This window comes from Rhizobacter sp., assembly GCF_046595475.1.
GTDB lineage: Bacteria > Pseudomonadota > Gammaproteobacteria > Burkholderiales > Burkholderiaceae_C > Rhizobacter.
Window position 1 is genome coordinate 1 of record NZ_JBKJOQ010000104.1, and the last position, 17355, is coordinate 17355.

The 17355-nt window shown below is 64.6% G+C and carries 19 protein-coding genes; 3 read left to right on the top strand and 16 right to left on the bottom strand.

The window, feature by feature from the left end:
• Window positions 1-200: 200 nt before the first annotated feature.
• The 15 genes from flhA to fliF form a co-directional block, all read right to left on the bottom strand.
• Window positions 201-2285, bottom strand: coding sequence for a flagellar biosynthesis protein FlhA (flhA, locus tag AC30QB_RS18750; protein ID WP_489547783.1), 2085 nt, complete (start codon window positions 2283-2285; stop codon window positions 201-203).
• Window positions 2282-3445, bottom strand: a complete 1164-nt coding sequence (locus AC30QB_RS18755; RefSeq protein ID WP_489547784.1) for an EscU/YscU/HrcU family type III secretion system export apparatus switch protein — start codon at window positions 3443-3445, stop codon at window positions 2282-2284. The genes flhA and AC30QB_RS18755 overlap by 4 nt, the downstream gene beginning before the upstream one ends.
• A gap of 158 nt (window positions 3446-3603) precedes the next feature.
• Window positions 3604-4365: a flagellar biosynthetic protein FliR gene (gene fliR / locus AC30QB_RS18760; protein WP_489547785.1), complete on the bottom strand. Its 762-nt coding sequence runs from the start codon at window positions 4363-4365 to the stop codon at window positions 3604-3606.
• 14 nt (window positions 4366-4379) lie between these two features.
• Complete coding sequence (gene fliQ, locus AC30QB_RS18765; protein ID WP_489547786.1) at window positions 4380-4649, bottom strand: flagellar biosynthesis protein FliQ; 270 nt, start codon at window positions 4647-4649, stop codon at window positions 4380-4382.
• An 89-nt stretch (window positions 4650-4738) separates the two neighbouring features.
• Window positions 4739-5512, bottom strand: coding sequence for a flagellar type III secretion system pore protein FliP (fliP, locus tag AC30QB_RS18770; protein WP_489547787.1), 774 nt, complete (start codon window positions 5510-5512; stop codon window positions 4739-4741).
• The gene (locus tag AC30QB_RS18775; protein ID WP_489547788.1) at window positions 5509-5868 is read right to left on the bottom strand and encodes a FliO/MopB family protein; all 360 of its coding nucleotides are present in this window, start codon (window positions 5866-5868) and stop codon (window positions 5509-5511) included. Before AC30QB_RS18775 ends, fliP begins: the two co-directional genes overlap by 4 nt.
• 9 nt (window positions 5869-5877) lie before the next feature.
• Window positions 5878-6315: a flagellar motor switch protein FliN gene (gene fliN, locus AC30QB_RS18780; protein WP_489547789.1), complete on the bottom strand. Its 438-nt coding sequence runs from the start codon at window positions 6313-6315 to the stop codon at window positions 5878-5880.
• On the bottom strand, window positions 6305-7309 hold the full coding sequence (gene fliM / locus AC30QB_RS18785) for a flagellar motor switch protein FliM (RefSeq protein ID WP_489547790.1): 1005 nt from the start codon (window positions 7307-7309) through the stop codon (window positions 6305-6307). Before fliM ends, fliN begins: the two co-directional genes overlap by 11 nt.
• 6 nt (window positions 7310-7315) lie before the next feature.
• On the bottom strand, window positions 7316-7981 hold the full coding sequence (locus AC30QB_RS18790; RefSeq protein WP_489547791.1) for a flagellar basal body-associated FliL family protein: 666 nt from the start codon (window positions 7979-7981) through the stop codon (window positions 7316-7318).
• 232 nt (window positions 7982-8213) lie between these two features.
• Window positions 8214-9434, bottom strand: coding sequence for a flagellar hook-length control protein FliK (locus AC30QB_RS18795; RefSeq protein WP_489547792.1), 1221 nt, complete (start codon window positions 9432-9434; stop codon window positions 8214-8216).
• A 42-nt stretch (window positions 9435-9476) separates the two neighbouring features.
• A complete protein-coding gene (fliJ, locus tag AC30QB_RS18800) occupies window positions 9477-9956 on the bottom strand; it encodes a flagellar export protein FliJ (RefSeq protein WP_489547793.1) in 480 nt (159 codons plus the stop codon).
• An 18-nt stretch (window positions 9957-9974) separates the two neighbouring features.
• Window positions 9975-11414: a flagellar protein export ATPase FliI gene (gene fliI / locus AC30QB_RS18805; RefSeq protein ID WP_489547794.1), complete on the bottom strand. Its 1440-nt coding sequence runs from the start codon at window positions 11412-11414 to the stop codon at window positions 9975-9977.
• Window positions 11415-11591: 177 nt separating this feature from the next.
• Window positions 11592-12362 (bottom strand): FliH/SctL family protein, encoded by a 771-nt coding sequence (locus AC30QB_RS18810; protein WP_489547795.1) that lies wholly within the window; start codon window positions 12360-12362, stop codon window positions 11592-11594.
• Complete coding sequence (gene fliG / locus AC30QB_RS18815; protein WP_489547796.1) at window positions 12349-13344, bottom strand: flagellar motor switch protein FliG; 996 nt, start codon at window positions 13342-13344, stop codon at window positions 12349-12351. The genes AC30QB_RS18810 and fliG overlap by 14 nt, the downstream gene beginning before the upstream one ends.
• Before the next feature lie 15 nt (window positions 13345-13359).
• Window positions 13360-15048, bottom strand: coding sequence for a flagellar basal-body MS-ring/collar protein FliF (gene fliF, locus AC30QB_RS18820; RefSeq protein ID WP_489547797.1), 1689 nt, complete (start codon window positions 15046-15048; stop codon window positions 13360-13362).
• 153 nt (window positions 15049-15201) lie between these two features.
• Here fliF and fliE point away from each other — a divergent pair, with 153 nt between their 5' ends.
• The 3 genes from fliE (at window position 15202) to AC30QB_RS18835 (ending at window position 16527) form a co-directional block, all read left to right on the top strand.
• A complete protein-coding gene (gene fliE, locus AC30QB_RS18825) occupies window positions 15202-15528 on the top strand; it encodes a flagellar hook-basal body complex protein FliE (RefSeq protein ID WP_489547798.1) in 327 nt (108 codons plus the stop codon).
• A gap of 158 nt (window positions 15529-15686) precedes the next feature.
• The gene (locus tag AC30QB_RS18830; RefSeq protein WP_489547799.1) at window positions 15687-16082 is read left to right on the top strand and encodes a nuclear transport factor 2 family protein; all 396 of its coding nucleotides are present in this window, start codon (window positions 15687-15689) and stop codon (window positions 16080-16082) included.
• 82 nt (window positions 16083-16164) lie between these two features.
• Window positions 16165-16527 carry a hypothetical protein gene (locus AC30QB_RS18835; RefSeq protein WP_489547800.1) on the top strand — a complete coding sequence of 121 codons (363 nt, stop codon included), beginning with the start codon at window positions 16165-16167 and terminating at the stop codon, window positions 16525-16527.
• An 83-nt stretch (window positions 16528-16610) separates the two neighbouring features.
• Here the strand turns inward: AC30QB_RS18835 and AC30QB_RS18840 are convergent, their stop codons facing one another.
• Window positions 16611-17039 (bottom strand): hypothetical protein, encoded by a 429-nt coding sequence (locus AC30QB_RS18840; protein WP_489547801.1) that lies wholly within the window; start codon window positions 17037-17039, stop codon window positions 16611-16613.
• Between the last annotated feature and the right edge of the window lie 316 nt (window positions 17040-17355).

The following is a 17355-nucleotide window of genomic DNA, read 5'->3' on the forward strand; positions in this document are numbered from 1 at the left end:
CGATCCAAGAAAGACGGTCGCCTGCCGGGGCGAAATCCCGGCGCGGCCTCACGCAGTGAACAAGACCCAGGCAAAACCGAGCGGGTCTTCGATCCGCGAAGCGGACCCTGTCCTGAGCTTGTCGAAGGGTCAGGCTGAGCGGGTAGTGCTGAGGCTGAGCGGCAGGCGATCAGCCGAGCGAGCTGAGGCGCGCGAGCAGGTTACGCCTGCCCGCCGATGATGGCCCCAATGCGTATCGAATGCGTCTCAGGTATCTCGCTGTGCCCCAGCACCCGCAGCCGCGGCGCCGCACGCTTGAGCAAACGAGCCATCGGCGCGCGAATCATGTCGGGCACCAAAAGACACGCCGGGTGCCCCAGGTCTTCTTGCCGCTTGGCCGATTCCGCGGCACTGCGGGTGAGCGTGTCTGCCACACCGGGGTCTAGCGCGGCGCCATGCGGCGAGTTCAAAGCCTGCGTGACCAGGCGCTCCAGCTCGGGCTCGAGCGCGATCACTTCGAGCTCTTGCACCGGCCCGTAAATCTGCTGCACGATGGCCGGCGCGATATGAATGCGAATGCGGCGTGACAGCTCGGCCGGGTCGCTCACCGTTGACGAGTGCTCGGCCAGGCATTCGACGATGCTGCGCATGTCGCGTATGTGCACGCCCTCTTCGAGCAGCAGCTGCAATACCTTCTGCAACGCCGGGATGCTCACCATCTTGGGCACCACGTCTTCGATCATCTTGGGTGCGAGCTTGGTCACGTGCTCGACCAGTTGCTGCACCTCCACCCGGCCCAGCAGCTTGGCGGCATGCAGCTGCATCAGGTGCGAAAGGTGAGTGGCGATCACGGTCGAGCAATCGACCACGGTGAAGCCGTTCATCTGCGCGGCTTCGCGCTGGCGCTCTTCGATCCACACCGCGGGCAGGCCGAAGGCGGGGTCGGTGGTCTTGGTGCCGATCAAGTTGGTGGTGGCGCCGCCCGGGTTGATGGCCAGCAGCATGCCGGGGAAGGCTTCGCCCTCGCCCACCACCGCACCACGCAGCGTCAGGCGGTACATGCTGGGCTTCAATTCCAGGTTGTCGCGTATGTGCACCGGTGGCGGCAAGAAGCCCACGTCTTGCGCAAACTTGCGGCGCACGCCCTTGATGCGTTGCAACAGGTCACCTTGGCGCGCCTTGTCTACCAGCGCGATCAGGCGGTAGCCCACTTCCAGGCCCAGGGTGTCGACGGGTTGCAGGTCGTCCCAAGTGGCTTCAGCGTTCGGCTCAGCGCTGATGACAGGCGTGGGCGGCGCGAGCCTGGCGCGCTTGTTGCGCCGGTTCATCCACCACGAGGCATAGCCCAGCCCCCCCGCAATGAGCAAGAACACAAAGTGCGGCATGCCCGGGATCAGCCCCAGCAAGCCGATCACCGAGGCGGTAATGGCCAGGGTGCGCGGCGAGTTGAACACCTGAGCGGCGATCTGGGTGCCCACGTCTTGCTCTTTGCCGACGCGCGAGACCACCATGGCGGCGGCCACCGAGATCAGCAGCGCCGGCACCTGCGCCACGAGCGCGTCGCCCACGGCCATCAGGATGTAGCTGTTGGCGGCTTGCGCGGCCGACAGGTCGTGCTGCGCCACCCCGATGATGAAGCCGCCGATGATGTTGATGAAGAGCACGAGCAGGCCCGCGATGGCGTCGCCACGCACAAATTTGCTGGCGCCGTCCATGGAGCCGAAGAACTCGGCTTCGTTGCCCACTTCCAGGCGGCGGCGCTTGGCTTCTTTCTCGTCGATCAGGCCAGCGTTGAGGTCGGCGTCGATCGCCATCTGCTTGCCCGGCATGGCGTCCAAGGTGAAACGCGCGCCCACTTCGGCGATGCGCTCTGCGCCCTTGGTCACCACCACGAAGTTGATCACCACCAGAATGGCAAACACGATCAGGCCGACGGCGAAGTTGCCGCCGATCAGGAAGTGGCCAAACGATTCGATCACCTGCCCCGCAGCACCCGGGCCGGTGTGGCCTTGCAACAGCACCACGCGGGTAGAAGCAATATTGAGCGACAGACGCAAAAGCGTGGTCAGCAAGATGACGGTCGGGAAAGCCGAGAAGTCGAGCGGCTTGACCATGTAGGCCGCCACCATCATCACCATCAGCGCCATCGCAATATTGAAGGTGAACAGCAGGTCGAGTGCAAAGGCCGGCAGCGGCAGCACCATCATGGACAGCACCATGATGATGAACACCGGCGCCATCAACGCCTTGATGGCGGTCGCGTGCGGGCCGAGGAAGGCTTGCATCTGCTTCATCAGCGCATTCATTCCATCACCTCATCAGGCACGAAGCCGGGTTTGTTATGCGGGTCGAGTTCGGCCGGCACGTTCAGCTCAGGCAAGGCACCCGGCATGGCCACGCGGCCGGTGAGCGCGGCGCGCAGCTGGTACACATAGGCCAACACCTGCGCCACGGCCGAGAACAACGCCGCAGGGATCTCGCGGTCAACTTCGGCATGCGCATACAGCGCACGTGCGAGCACCGGGGCCTGCAGCACCGGCACCTGCGAGCTCTTGGCGATGTCGCGAATCTTCATCGCAATGAGGTCGGCACCCTTGGCCACCACACGCGGCGCACCCATCTTGGCATCGTCGTACTTGAGCGCGACGGCGTAGTGGGTCGGGTTCATCACGACCAGGTCGGCATTCGGGATGGCGGCGAGCATGCGCCTGTTGTTCATCTCGCGCATGCGGGCACGCGCCTTGGCTTTGACTTCGACGTTGCCCTCGGTTTCCTTTTGCTCCTGCTTCATTTCCTGGTGGCTCATCTTGAGCTTCGCAGCGTGCAGGTGCTTTTGCAGCGGTACGTCGACCACGGCGAAGGCGGCCAATGCCAGCAGCAGCAGCAAGATGCCGCCGACGACGGCGCTGCCGGCGTGCGACAGCGCAGCCGGCAGGGGCATGGCCAGCACGCCCCCGAAGGTGGCGATGTTGGCGCGCAGGTACAAGCCGCCTATGGTGCCGAGGATGAGCGCAAGCGTTGAGGCCTTGAGGGCATCAATGAGCTGCTGCTTGGAAAACAGGCGAGGAATGCCGGTGATCGGGTTGAGCTTGCCGAAATTCGGCATCAGCGGCTTGAAGGTCCAGACCCAGCCGCCGACGGCCACGCTCATGGCCAGCGCCACGGCCATCATCAGAAAACCCAGCGGCACCACGATCCACATCATCTGCAGCGTGAGATCGCCCAGGCGCTCGGCCATGAACTCGGGGCTCTGCACCGATGCAGCGTTGAAGCGCAGCCCGTTGCTCAGCAGCCGGGCCGACCAGGTCGTGACCTGCGGCGCCACTGCCACCAGCAGCGCACCACCGGCCGCAATCGCCGCGAAATGCCCGAGGTCACGCGAACGCACGACCTGCCCCTCTCTGCGGGCCTTGTCGAGTTTTCGCTGTGAAGCGGGAAGGTTGCGGTCTTGGTCGGAAGCGGCCATGGCGAGGGTGTTCTAGGGCTTCTCTATTGTTTCCGGGTGTGACGGGAACTTGAACCGGATAAGAGGGCAAAGCGCAGCCCACTTCCCGTCTTGCCCGCGCCGCCTGCCTGCGCAACGACAACGTGGTGGTGAAGCTCGGTCGGGTCTGACCCGCGCCCCTACTGGAAGCGCGCCAGCATCTGCTCCAGCGCCATCGTGAACGGCGCCTCCATCATCGGCAGCGTGAGCAGCACCCCCAGCAGGCCCACGCCCAGGGTGACCGGGAAGCCAATGGCGAAGATGTTCATCTGCTGCGACACGCGCGAGATCACACCCAGCACCAGGTTGACAAAGAACAGCATGGTCACCACTGGCAGTGCGATCCACAAGCCCAGCTTGAAGACTTCGGCGCCCCACACCTGCGGCTGCAGCGCCCGCAAGAATGCAAACGGCTCGGGGCCTACCGGGAAGGCGTGAAAGCTCTGTACCAGCGCCATGATGAGCAGCAGATGCCCATTGATGATGATGAAGAGCCACGCCACCGTGGTGCCGTAGAAGCGGCCCACCGCCGTGCCCTGGCCGCCGGTAGAGGGGTCGAAGAAGCCAGCGTAGTTCAGGCCCATCTGCAAACCCACCAGCTCGCCGGCGAACTCGATGGCGGCGAAGACGATGCGTGCCGAAAAGCCCATCGTCGCGCCGACCAACACTTGCTGAATGACCACCAGCACCGCCAGCGGGGAGTCGAGCGCGATGGCCGGCATCTCAGGCAGGGACGCCTGGGCGCAAACGGTGATCAGAAAGGCCAGGCCTACTCGCACGCGCAGCGGCACGTTGCGCTGCGACAGCACGGGCGCTGTCATGAACAGCGACAGCACACGCAGGAAAGGCCACAGCAGCGGCGTGATCCACGCCGTCAGCTGGGCTTCACTGAAGGTGAGCATGGGTGCACGTTGCCTCAGCCCACGACACTTGGGATGGCAGTGAGCGTGCGTTGGATGTATTCGACAAGGGTGGTCAGCATCCATGGGCCGGCGACGGCGAGCACCGCCACCGCGGCAATCATCTTGGGCACGAAAGACAGCGTCGATTCATGGATTTGCGTGGCCGCCTGGAAGATGCTCACGAGCAAACCGACCCCCAGAATCGTCAGCAACACCGGGGCCGAGATCATCAGCAGCAGGTACAGGCCTTGTTGGCCGTAGGTGAAGACTTGTTGGGAATCCATGGTCTCAGTTCACTCCGTTCGCCCTGAGCCTGTCAAAGGGCAGCGAGGTTCTCGAAAGGGGCTTCGACAGGCTCAGCCCCAGCGGCGCACTAGGTGGCAAAGCTCGCCGCCAGCGACCCGAGCAGCAGGTTCCAGCCATCGGCCAGCACGAACAGCATCAGCTTGAAGGGCAAGGCCACCAATACCGGGCTCAGCATCATCATGCCCAGGCTCATCAGCACGCTGGCGACGATCATGTCGATCACCAGGAACGGAATGATGATCAGAAAGCCGATCTGGAACGCGCTCTTCAGCTCGCTGGTCACGAAGGCGGGCACCAGCACCTTGAAGGGCACGTCTGCGCTCTTCACCGCGGGGTCGATCTTGGCCAACTTCGCAAACAGCATCACGTCGGCCTGCCGCGTTTGCTTGAGCATGAACTCGCGCATGGGCACCTCGCCACGCTTGAGGGCCTCGTCGAAGGCGATCTTGTTTTCAGAGTACGGCTGGTAGGCCTGCGCATACACCTTGTCGAGCGTGGGGCTCATCACGAAGAAGGTGAGGAACAGGCTCAGGCCCACGATCACCTGGTTGGGCGGGGCCGACTGGGTGCCCAGCGCCTGGCGCAACAGGCTCAGCACGATCACGATGCGGGTGAAGCCCGTCATCAGCAGCAGAATCGCCGGCAGAAAGCTCAGCGCGGTGAAGAACAGCAGCGTCTGGATGGGCACCGAGTAGCTGGTGCCGCCTGCGCCTTGGCCCACCACCAGCGGCAGGCTCGCACCACCCGCGGTTTGGGCTAAAGCTGCAACTGGCACGGCCGACAACAACGACAAGCCGGCGATGAAGCCCAGGCGCTTCAAGCGAGGCGAAAAAAAAGTCATGGCGGCGTAGCTCCCTGATCGCGGCGCAGCTTGCTCAGCATCTGCGAAAACGCTGAAGCAAACGCAGGCGCCGGCATGCCGGCAGCAGGCGGCTCGGCCTGCGGCGCCATGGTGTGCAAGGTGGTGATGCTGGTGGCGGTGACACCCAGCACCAACCATTGGCGAGCGTCGCCCTGCCCCACTTCGACGGTCACGATGCGCTGGCCGGGTGACAGCGGCAGCATGGCCACGCTGCGCATCACGCCTTGTGCGGCACCGCCGCCCATGGGGGTGCGCTTGAGCAGCCACAGCGCGACCGGGATCATCACGATGATCGCGATGAACCACAGCACCGAGGTGAACGCAGTCGTTGCCATGTGTCGCGGTCAACCTTTGCTCAAGCGGCGCATGCGCTCGCTCGGCGTCACGATGTCGGTGAGCCGAATACCGAACTTGTCGTTCACCACCACCACTTCGCCCTGGGCGATGAGGTAGCCGTTGACCAGCACGTCCATCGGCTCGCCGGCCAGCGCGTCGAGCTCCACCACCGAGCCCTGTGCCAGCTGCAAGATGTGCTTGATCGGGATGCGCGTGCGCCCCAACTCCACGGTGAGCTGCACCGGGATGTCGAGGATCATGTTGATGTCGTTGCCCGCCCCGGGCGCACCCTGCGCGCTGAAGTTCTGGAACGCCACCGGAGAGGCCTGCTCGGTGGCGGTTTGCACCTCCGAGGCCACTTCGGGCTTGGATTCAGCCAGGGCCGCGGCCCATTCAGCGGCCATTGCGTCTTCGGCGGACGCTGCGCCTGCTTCTTCAGCTGCCATTTTGGTCTCCCAGCCACCCCATGTTCGAGGTGGACAACATGTGATCGATCTTCAATGCGTATTTGCCATTCGAGGTGCCGTAGTGGCAGTCGAAGATGGGCACGCCCACCACCTTGCCCTGTATGCCGGCTTCGAGGTCGAGCTCGATGAAATCGCCCGCCTTGAACGACAGCAGTTGCTCCACCGTCGCCGGCGCCTTGGCCAGCTCGGCCACGATCTCGACCTCGGCGGCCTGGATCTGCTGCTTCATCAGGTTGACCCAGCGGCGATCAGGCTCGTTGCTGTCGCCCTGGATGGTCGAATACAGCACGTCGCGTATCGGCTCCAGCGTGGCGTACGGTATGCAGAAGTGAATGGTGCCGGTGGTGTCGCCCACTTCCAGCGTGAAGCTGGTGGCGACCACGATCTCGCTGGGCGTGGCGATGTTGGCAAACTGCGGCTGCATCTCTGAGCGCTGGTATTCGAGCTCCAGCGGGTAGATGCCGTGCCATGCCTTCTTGTATTCGGTGGTGATGACCTCAACCAGGCGGGTGATGATGCGTGTCTCGGTGGGTGAGAAATCGCGCCCTTCGATGCGGGTGTGAAACTTGCCGGCACCGCCGAACAGTGCGTCGATCACCGCAAACACGAGCGTCGGGTCGCACACGATCAGGCCCGAGCCGCGCAGCGGGCGCACCGACACAATGTTGAAGTTGGTCGGCACCACGATCTCGCGCAAGAAGGCGCTGTACTTCTGCACCTTGATGCCGCCGATAGAGATCTCGGGGCTGCGGCGAATGAAGTTGAACAAGCCGATCCGGATGTTGCGGGCAAAGCGCTCGTTGATGATTTCCATCGTGGGCATGCGCCCCCGAACGATCCGCTCCTGGCTGGCAATGTCGTAATTGCGTATGCCGCCTTGCGGGGCATCTTCCTGCTCCAGCTTCTGGCTCTCGCCGGTGATGCCTTGCAGAAGAGCATCGACTTCGTCTTGCGAAAGAATCTGTTGATTCATGGCGTCTTACTGGACGATGAAGTTGGAAAAGTGCACATGTTTCACCGGGTTCGGTGTGGCGGCTCTTTTGCGCTTCTTGGGCTTGGGGGTGTCTTCTTCCGGGTCGTCGGCGGTCTTGGAAATGGCCTTCGGCTCGGGCGCCGCCTCAACCTCGTCGTCTTCGCTCACCTCGATTCCCATGGGCAGCACCGATTCGCGCATGATTTCTCGGGCAAGCGCAACCTTGCCTTCGCGCGACAGCAGCTGCGCCGAGGTCTTGTGGGCCAGCACCATCAAGATGCCGTTGCGAATGGCGGGCATGTAGGCCTTCATCTCTTCGCCAAACTTGGCGTCTTCCACTTCGAGCGTGACGCCGATCTGCGCGAAGCGGTCGGCTTCCTTGTCAGCAAGGTTGACCACGAAGGGCTCGAGTGCCACGAAGGTGGGCGGGTGCTTGGCGTGGTCCTTGCGCTTTTCTTCAGCAGCGGCCGACGCTTCGCCGTCGCCGTCTTCTTCCGCGGCGGCTGCCGCAGCAGCGGCCTTCTTCTTCATCATGAACACGGTTCCGCCGCCGCCCAGAATCGCGACCAGCAGCACCGCAGCGGCGATGATGATGATCAGCTTCTTCTTGCCCTTTTTGGGGACGACATCGCCCGCGACGACATCGTCGACTTTGGCGGCGGCAGTGGCCATGAACGCTCCTTCAATGGCAGGCCCGAAACGGGGCTGCCTCTGCTGAAATTATGAAAACCTGGTGGGTTTTAGATGGCTTGATAAGCGGGGGGAAAGCCCGGCTTCCCCCGAGGCGGCGGTGCCGTGAGCAAGTCTCTTCACCGCAATGACGCCAAGAACCCACAGGTCGCCGGGTGAAACCGGCTGACCTCCGCGTTCTTCGCGTTCTTAGCGCCTTGGCGGTGAAGGCTGGTCAGGCGTAGAGGTCCACTCCACCTGCCGAAACGCGTGCCTTCACAGGCCGAGCCGTGACTTCCGTCTCACTTGACGCACCACCACGACTGTTGCCGTCGCCACCGGTCGCGCCGTCAGCCTGGTCTCGCCCACGCGCCTGGCTGTGCACACCGCCACCTGAGAGGGTGAAGCCCGCGTCGCGCAGCGCAGCGGCCAGCTCAGGCAAGCCGCTTTCGATGATCTGCCGTGTGGCAGCCGAGTCGGCGCCGAAATTGACCTGCGCCTGCGTGCCTTCGAGTGCAATTTGCACCGAGATAGGCCCCATGTCGGCGGGGTTCAGGTGCAGCTTGGCGGTCTGCACGCCATCACGTGCCAGCACGCTCACCTGCACGCCCAGCGCCTGGGCGAACTCGGGGGCGGTGGCGGGCGTGGGCATGCTCACCGCCACCGGGGCAGCGGCTTCGGCCGCGCGCTGCGGGGCCGCCACGCCGTGGGCCGCGGCCAAGGCCGCGATGCCCGGGGTTTCATGCCGGGGTGTCACCTCGGCCGGCGCCACGCGCTCCATGGCGGCCTGCCACGAGCTTGCGCTCGTGTCTGTGGCCACCGCGTCGGGCTTCCCGCGTGCATCGCGTGCATCTCGTGTATCGCGTGCGGCATCCAAGCGATCGGCAGGCTCGGTGTCGCTGCGTGCGGTGCCAGCCGCAGGGGCGTCGGCCTTGAGCGCAACCACGCCGGGCTTGCCCTTGGCGCCTTTTACCTCGGCCGCGTCCCGAGTGAGATCGGCGCCGGCCGTGGTTGCGCTTCGGCCGGTGGCCACAGGGGCGTCTGCGGGCACGGGAGCGGCCGGCAGGTTAAGCGCTGCCAGCCAGTCGGCCAGAGCGGGGTCTACAGCCTCCGCAGGCTGTGCGTCGTCTGCCGAAACCGCCTTGTCGCTGGCCGAGGCCTTGTCTTCGCGGTCGGCTGGCTCAGTGGCCTTGGCTGCCGGGGCCTTGCCGGTCTTGGCAGCGGAGCGCTCGCCCGGCGGCGGGGTGGCAGCAGCTTGCTTGGCCATGCTCTGCGGCTTGGAGGCTGGCTCCTCAGCCGGCTGAGGCTCGGGCGCGGCATGCATCGCCTCGTGCGCCTGCGCCTGGCGCTGGCTGAGCATCTGGGCGAAGTCGTGGTGCGGTTGCTGCGGGGCGGGCGGCTGAACAGTCGCTTGCGGCAGCGGGGGCGCGGTGAAAGACGAGATGGCAGCAGTCATGGGGGGTGCGATCAAGAAAAGGGGCGATCCAGACAGGGGCGATCAGACGGTGGGCGACAAGGGGCGATGTTGCAGCTGGCTCCAGGCGGCGCGAGCGGCAAACTCGTCGGTCTGCTTCTGGTCACGGCGGTCGGCCATCTGGCGCAGCTCGGTCACCCGCCGCTCAAGCAGCTTGCGTACAGATGCAACACGCATCTCCTGGTCGCGCAGGCGTTCACGCGACTGCTCGACACGCAGCGCAGCGTGGCCGGCAACCTGATGCTGCTGGTCTATGGCCTGGCCCAGGCGGGCGCTGAAGCCCTGGTAGCACTGCAGGATGTCGATCGAACTCTTTTTGCTGAACTGCTCGCGAAAGCGCGCTTCGTACTCGCCGCGGTAAGCCACCAGTTGCTCGGCCTGCGTCAGTGCGGCCGTGTGCACTTCGTTGGCACGCTGCATGTCTGCCAACGCATCGTCTCGCTCGCGCTCGGCTTGACCCAACAGGGCCATCAAGGGGTCTAGCGAAGGATTGGGAGTGGTCATGGTTTACGTCCTGAGGAATCAACTGCCCACCACGCTGCGCAGCTCGCGCAGGCTCTGGGGCAAGGAAGCGGGCCGGTGCATGTCTTGCTGCAGCAGCTGGATCATTTGCGGGTGCAGGCGCACGGCGGTGTCGAGCTCTGCGTCGTGGCCAGGCGTGTAGGCACCGAGCTGGATCAGGTCGCGCGCCTTGTTGTGCTTGGCATGCAGCTGGCGGAAGCGCCGGGCGGCGTCCACGTGCTCGGGCGGGCTCACGTTGTTCATCACACGCGAGATCGAGCGCTCCACATCGATGGCGGGGTAATGGCCGGCCTCGGCCAGCTCGCGCGAGAGCACGATGTGGCCGTCGAGAATGCCGCGCGCCGCATCGGCGATCGGGTCTTGCTGGTCATCGCCTTCACTCAGTACCGTGTAGAAAGCGGTGATTGAGCCCACGCCGTGGATGCCGTTGCCACTGCGCTCCACCAGCTGCGGCAGCTTGGCAAAGCAGCTCGGCGGGTAGCCCTTGGTGGCCGGCGGCTCGCCAATGGCCAAGGCAATCTCGCGCTGTGCCATGGCATAGCGTGTGAGCGAATCCATCAGCAAGAGCACGTGCTGGCCACGATCGCGGAAGTGTTCGGCAATCGCAGTGGCGTAGTTCGCGCCTTGCATGCGGGTAAGCGGTGGTGCGTCGGCGGGTGCCGCCACCACGACGGAGCGGGCAATGCCTTCTTCGCCCAAGATGTCTTCGATGAACTCTTTCACTTCACGACCGCGCTCACCGATCAGGCCGACCACGATCACGTCGGCGGCGGTGTAGCGGGCCATCATGCCCAGCAGCACCGACTTGCCCACGCCGGTGCCGGCGAAGAGGCCAATGCGCTGGCCACGGCCCACGGTGAGCATGGCGTTGATGGCGCGCACGCCGGTGTCGAGCGGCTGGCGGATCGGGTCGCGGTCCATCGCATTGATGGCGCGGCGAATCAGCGGCTCTTTGTGCACGTGCTGCAGCGGGCCTTTGCGGTCGATGGGGTGGCCATGCGAGTCGATCACCCGGCCCAGCAGGCCATCGCCTACCGGCAAGTGTTGAGTGCGGTCTTCACCGCGGCGCCACGGGTGGTGCGCAGCACCGAGCAGCATGGGCACGATGGGCGAAGGGCGTGGCACCACACGGGCGCCACTGGCCAGGCCTTGCACGTCACCCGTGGGCATGAGATAGGCGCGGTCGCCCGAGAAGCCCACCACTTCGGCGAGCACGGGCGGGCGGCCGTCGATGCGGTGGTCGTCCATGTGAATCTGGCACACCGAACCCACCGGCACGCGTATGCCGGCGGCTTCGAGCACCAAGCCCGCCACGCGCACCAGGGTGCCCTGCGTTTCCAGTGCCACCGGTTCGGCCGCAAAGGTCTGCAAATCGGCGAGGTAACGCTGCCACTTCTCGGTGACGGCGAGTGCTTGGTTCTCGTGCGGGGAGGTGATCATGTGGCGGCTCCTGGCGAGGCTTCTAACGCCAGCGTTGACGCAAAGAGCGCAAAGAGAAGACGCAAAGGTCGCGAAGAAAGATGGGAGGCGAAATCTTGCTTGTTCTCTTCGCGTTCTTGGTATTCCCTCTTTGCGTTCTTTGCGTCAACGCTGGCGTTCGTCTTTGAATTCATCTTTTTACTCCGCCATCTCATCATCAACAGACGCTGCGCCATCCCAACCTTCGTCTATGCCCAGCGAGGCCGCCGCACGGCGCCAGCGCGCCTCCAGGCTGGCGTCGATCACGCCGATGTCGGATTCGACCAGGCAGCCGCCGCGGGTGACGGTCGCGTCAGACAGCAGGCGCGCGCCGCGAGCGGCCAGCACGTCGGCTGCGCCTTGCGACACCAGCGCGTGGTCATCAGGGTGCACACGCAGGGTGATGTGATGCGCGCTGAGCAGCAGCGTGTCGACGGCCTCTTGTGCCACCGCCGCCACCAGCTCGGGGCGCTGCACCAGCTCGCTGCGCACGATCTGGCGCGCCAGGTGTGTGGCCGACACGGCCAGCGCGCGCGCCATGTCTTGCTGCAAGGCATCGAGCTGCTGGGTGTACGACTGCGTGAGCGTGCCCAGCTGCGCGGTGATCTGCGAGGCAAAGCTTTGCTTGAAGCCTTCGAGCGCCACCAGGCCGTCGCGATAGCCGTCTTGGTAGCCGCTGGTTCGCGCGGTGCGCACATGCACCGCCAGCTCTTCCGCGGGCGAGGGTTTGGGGGGTGCCGGTGGCGCAGGTGGCTCGGCGCGCTGCAAGGGCGACACGGGCGAGTCTTCGCCACCGGAAAGCGCGCCGGGCTTCCACGCCGCAAAGCCATTGAGCTCTTCGCGGGGAATGAAGCGGCTGTAGGGCGAGGCCGGTTTCGGCGCGCCCCCCACGGGCGGTGGCGCGGGGCGTGGCGGTTTAGAGGAACTCATCGTCGCCGCCGCCTCCGAGCACGATCTGGCCTTCGTCGGCCAGGCGTCTCACGATCTTCAGCATTTCTTTCTGCTCGGCCTCGACCTCGCTCACGCGCACCGGGCCGCGGCTTTCAAGGTCTTCGCGCAGCGTCTCGGCGGCACGGGTCGACATGTTGCGGAAGACCTTCTCGCGCATCTCTGGCGTGGCGCCCTTGAGCGCGATGACCAAAGACTCAGACTGCACTTCCTTCATCAAGAGCTGTATGCCCTTGTCGTCGATCTTCTCCAGATCGTCGAAGGTGAACATGTTGTCCATGATCTTCTGGGCGAGCTCGTTGTCGGCTTCGCGGATGTAGTCGAGCACTGCCGTTTCGACACTGCCACCCATCAGGTTGATCATTTCAGCGGCCGTCTTCACGCCGCCCAGTGAGGCCTTGCGCAGCTTGTCGCCACCGGCCAGCACCTTGCTCATCACTTCGTTCAAGTCTTTTAGCGCTGAGGGCTGTATGCCGTCGAGCGTGGCCACTCGCACCAGCACTTCATTGCGCTGGCGTTCGGTGAAGCACTTGAGCACGCCCGAGGCCTGGTCGTAATCAAGGTGCACCAAGATGGCGGCGACGATCTGCGGGTGCTCGTTGCGCAGCAGCTCGGCCACCGAGGTCGCGTCCATCCACTTCAGGCTCTCGATGCCCGAAACGTCGCCGCCCTGCAAGATGCGGTCGATCAGCAGGTTGGCCTTGTCTTCGCCCAGCGCCTTGCGCAGAACGGTCTTCACGTATTCGTCGGTGTCGGTCACCAGGTTGCTCTGCTCGGAGGCCACGGTGGCGAACTTTTCCAGCACACCCTCGACCTTCTCGCGCGGCACGCTGCGCATGCGGGCAATGGTTTCACCCAGGCCCTGCACTTCCTTGGGCGTGAGGTGTTTGAAAACCTCAGAGGCCTCTTCCTCGCCGAGCGACATCAGCAATATGGCTGCGTCTTCGAGTCCCTGTGCGTCCATTCTTTTGCTTCTCTCTCAGGCCTTGAGCGTGTCGCCATTCACCCAGCCGCGCACGATGTTGGCCACGGCGGTAGGGTTTTCTTTCGCAAAGGCACGCGCACTGTGAAGGTGGGCGCTGACCTTGGGCGACTCGATGCGCAGGAATTCTTCTGGCGCGGCAGGCAGCACTTCGGCATCACCCACCACCGCATTCAACGTGTTGCCACGGGCGTCGGTCGGCAGCGGCCGCGTCACGGCCTTCAGGGCCGGGCGGATCAACACGAACACGATCACCAGCGCCACCAGGGCCAGGGCCGCGGGCACGGCGCCCGCGCGCAGCAGGTCGACGGTTTGCGGCTGCTTCCACAGCGGTGTGTCGTCCTTGGCCACGGCTTCAATCTTGAAAGGCGCATTGATCACCTTGACCGAGTCCCCGCGCTCTTGCTTGAAGCCGATGGTTTCGCGCACCAGCAGATTGAGCTTCTCGATCTCTTCGGGGCTCAAGGCCACGCTGGTGGTCTTGCCCTTGGCGTCGGTCACGCTGCGGTGATTGACCACCACGGCGGCGTTCAAGCGCTTCACCGTGCCAGTGGCATTGCGTGTGACCTTCACGGTCTTGTCGACCTCGTAGTTGGTGACGGCGTTGCGGCTGTTGTTGCTTTGGCCTCCGGCACCACCGCCCTGTGCGGTTTGCAGTGGCTGCGACACGCCCGTCAGCGGCGCGGTGGCGGCCACCGGTGGCTGGTTGGAGGTGGCCCCGGGGATGCCGGTGGCGCCCGCGCCGTTGCTGCCGCTCTGCTCGCTGCTCTGTGTGCTGCGAACGCTCACCTCGGCATTGGCGCCCTGGTTGGGTTTGAACGCTTCCGAGGTCGACTCGGTCTGCGAGAAATCAACATCGGCTGTCACCTGGGCACGCAGGTTGTCGCGGCCGACCACGGGCTCCAGGATGTCGAGAATTCGCTTGTTGTAGCTCGCCTCGATTTGGTTCACGTACTGAAGCTGCTGAGCGTCGAGACCGGCGCCAGAGGTGGTGTCTTGCGCGCCTGAGAGCAAGGTGCCGGTCTGGTCGAGCACGCTCACGGCCTTGGGGTTCATCTCGGGCACGCTGCTTGACACCAGGTGCACGATGCCGGCCACTTGGGCGCGGTCGAGTGTGCGGCCAGGGTAGAGCGAGAGCATGACGGAAGCACTGGGCTTTTGCTGTTCGCGAAAGAACCCATTCTGATTGGGCAGCGCCAGGTGCACGCGTGCGTTTTGCACGGAAGGCATGGCGGTGATGGAGCGGGTGAGCTCGCCTTCCAGGCCACGCTGGAAAGTAAGGCGCTCTTGAAATTGAGTCTGGCCGAAGCGCGCACCGTCCATCAGCTCGTAGCCGACCACAGAGCCCTTGGGCAGGCCTTGCGACGCGAGCTTCAGGCGCAGGTCGTGAACTTGTGACGCCGGCACGAGGATGGCGCCGCCGCCTTCGGTGTAGCGGTAGGGCACATTCATTTGGGAGAGCTGGGCAATGATGGCGCCACCGTCTTTGTCGGACAGGTTGGCGTACAGCACCTTGTAGTCACCTTGGCTGCTCCACAGCGTGATGGCGGCGAGCACGGCGATCAGCGCCGCTATGCCTATGCCAAGGCTGATGCGGCTCTTGGCCGGCAGCGCCGCCAGCCGCGCACCGAAGCCGGCCGGGTTGGCAAGTGTGTTGGGGTTGGCAATGGCGACCGCGTTGTCCATGTTCTTCGCTGAGGTTCCATAACGAGCAGGCAGACACCGCCCGGATGAGAACGATTATTTGGAAACTTGAGGTGCCGGGATGGGCTGAACAGCCCGCCAAAGGGCACCCAGTTCCAGACATCCCTGCTTACATAAAGCCCTAAAGTTCTCTGCATGGATGTCACCCTCAAACCCTTCAATTTCGCCCAAGCCGCCGCACGCGCCGGCCTCGGCACGAACGGGATGCCGCTGGTCAACACGACCAAGCCGGTGAATGGGGCAGGCTTCCAGCAGCAACTGACTCAGGCCTTGCGCTCGGTGAGCGAAACCCAGCTCAAGGCCGACGACATGCAAATGCAGGTGCAGATGGGCAACCCCACCGTCAGCCTGGAAGAAACCATGGTTGCCATGCAAAAGGCCCAGATCGGCTTCCAGGCGACGCTGCAGGTGCGCAACAAGCTGGTGCAGGCTTACTCTGAAATCATGAACATGCAGGTGTGAGGCTTGCGCGGCTTCAGGGTCAGATACTGAAGCGCGCTGCGCCCGCCACCCTCAAGCCCTGCGCCCCTCGACGCCACCCTCGGGTGCGCTACAGCTCGCTTCGCATCGGTGCCAGGGCTCGGCTTCTCGCAGAGAGGCAATAGCGCAAGGCGACCAGCGTGAAAGAATTCACGCCCATGACACCCGACACCTCACCAGAAACTGTCGTCCAGCGCCAGCTCGACGCCTACAACGCCCGAGACCTCCTCGCCTGGCTCGCCACCTATGCCGAAGACGCCCAGCAGTTCGAGCTTCCGGCCAGGCTGCTCGCCGCAGGCCACGCCGAGATCCGCGCCCGCAGCGCCACGCGCTTCACCGAACCCAATCTGCACGCACGCCTGATCCAGCGCTCGGTGATGGGCCACATCGTGATCGACCACGAAGAAGTCACACGCACCTTCCCGGAAGGCCCCGGCCGCATCGAGATGATGTGCATCTACGAGGTGCGCAACGGGCGCATTCAGACGGGCTCGTTCGCGTTCGGCGAAAAGCGGCTGGACGGGGTCGCTTCCTGAGCGCCACACTCGGTTGCAGTCTCCGCCGCCGTTCATGCCCACAATGCGGCTCGGCATGTTTCCCCACCCCAAGGCAGCTCACATGAGAACTTTGATCGCCCTCGCCCTGCTGGGCTTGCTCGCAGCCCCGGCGCATGCGCTTCCGTCAAAGGTGAAGGTATTGGCGCAGTTCGACCTGGGTTTTGCCAAGTGCGAAAGCCGCTTCGAGCACATGCGCGGCCACCGCGACGAGGCCTATCTGGCGCTGTGGAAGGTCAAGCCCGACGACAAGGCCCGTGCCGAGCTGGCCAAGGTGCGCCAGACCGCGAAGTACCGGCAAGAGAGCCAGCTCGCGGCCAAGGCCATGGACAAGGGCACTGGCCCCGAGATCGACACCAAGATCAGGCGCCAGTGCGAAGCCACCTGGGCCGAAACCCAGCGCAACGCGCCGGCTCTCAAGCGCTGAGGCGGCGCTCCGACAGCAGGTAAGGCAGCACCCGCTCGCCCGCGCAACTGGGCGCGCGGAACACCGTCATCACCTCCACCCGCTCATTGCAGAAGAAATGAGTAGGCGAGCCGCCGAATGACTTGAGCCAGGCGTTGCTGAAATGCGCAGAGTCGGTGAAGCCGGCCGCCAGTGCGATCTCGGTGAGCGAGAGCCAAGGCCTGGGCCTGCACGAGGCTGCTGCGCCCTTCATACAAGGCCAGCAGCGGCTCATTGAACTCGCTGAACAGGTTGCGCGGCAGGCTCAAGCTGCTGCTCTCGCCGATGTTGCGAAACAGGCGGTAGCTCGCATGGTTGGGGCTCACGCCCATGCTCACGATGGGCACGCCCTTGGCGATCAACGAGCGGCGCCCGAACGGCCGGGTGGCCACCGCCTGGCAGGGCCTGGCCTCGCCGCGTGAGATGAACTCGAAGCTGCAGTCTTCGCTCACGCTGAGCACGATGGAGGCCCGATCCTTGACGCAATCGGCCAACCCTCCGAAGTGCGGCAGCCTGGCTGCAGGCGGGAGATCGGGAAGAAAAGAACGCCTCTCTGAAATTTCGAGTGGGCAATGACCGCCGAATTTCCGTTCGGGCTGAGCCTGTCGAAGCCTTGCTCGCAGGGTGACTTCGCTCACCAGCCCTTCGACGCACGGGCCTTCGGCAGGCTCAGTCCCTGCTCAGGGCGAACGAAAACGGGGGGCGCTGCATCCATTCGAAATTCAACAGAGCCAAAAGAACTCATGGGCGAATGCGGGTAGCGGGGCCGCGCCAGCTCAGTGAGGCTCGCCCCAGCGGTCAGTGCGTCAC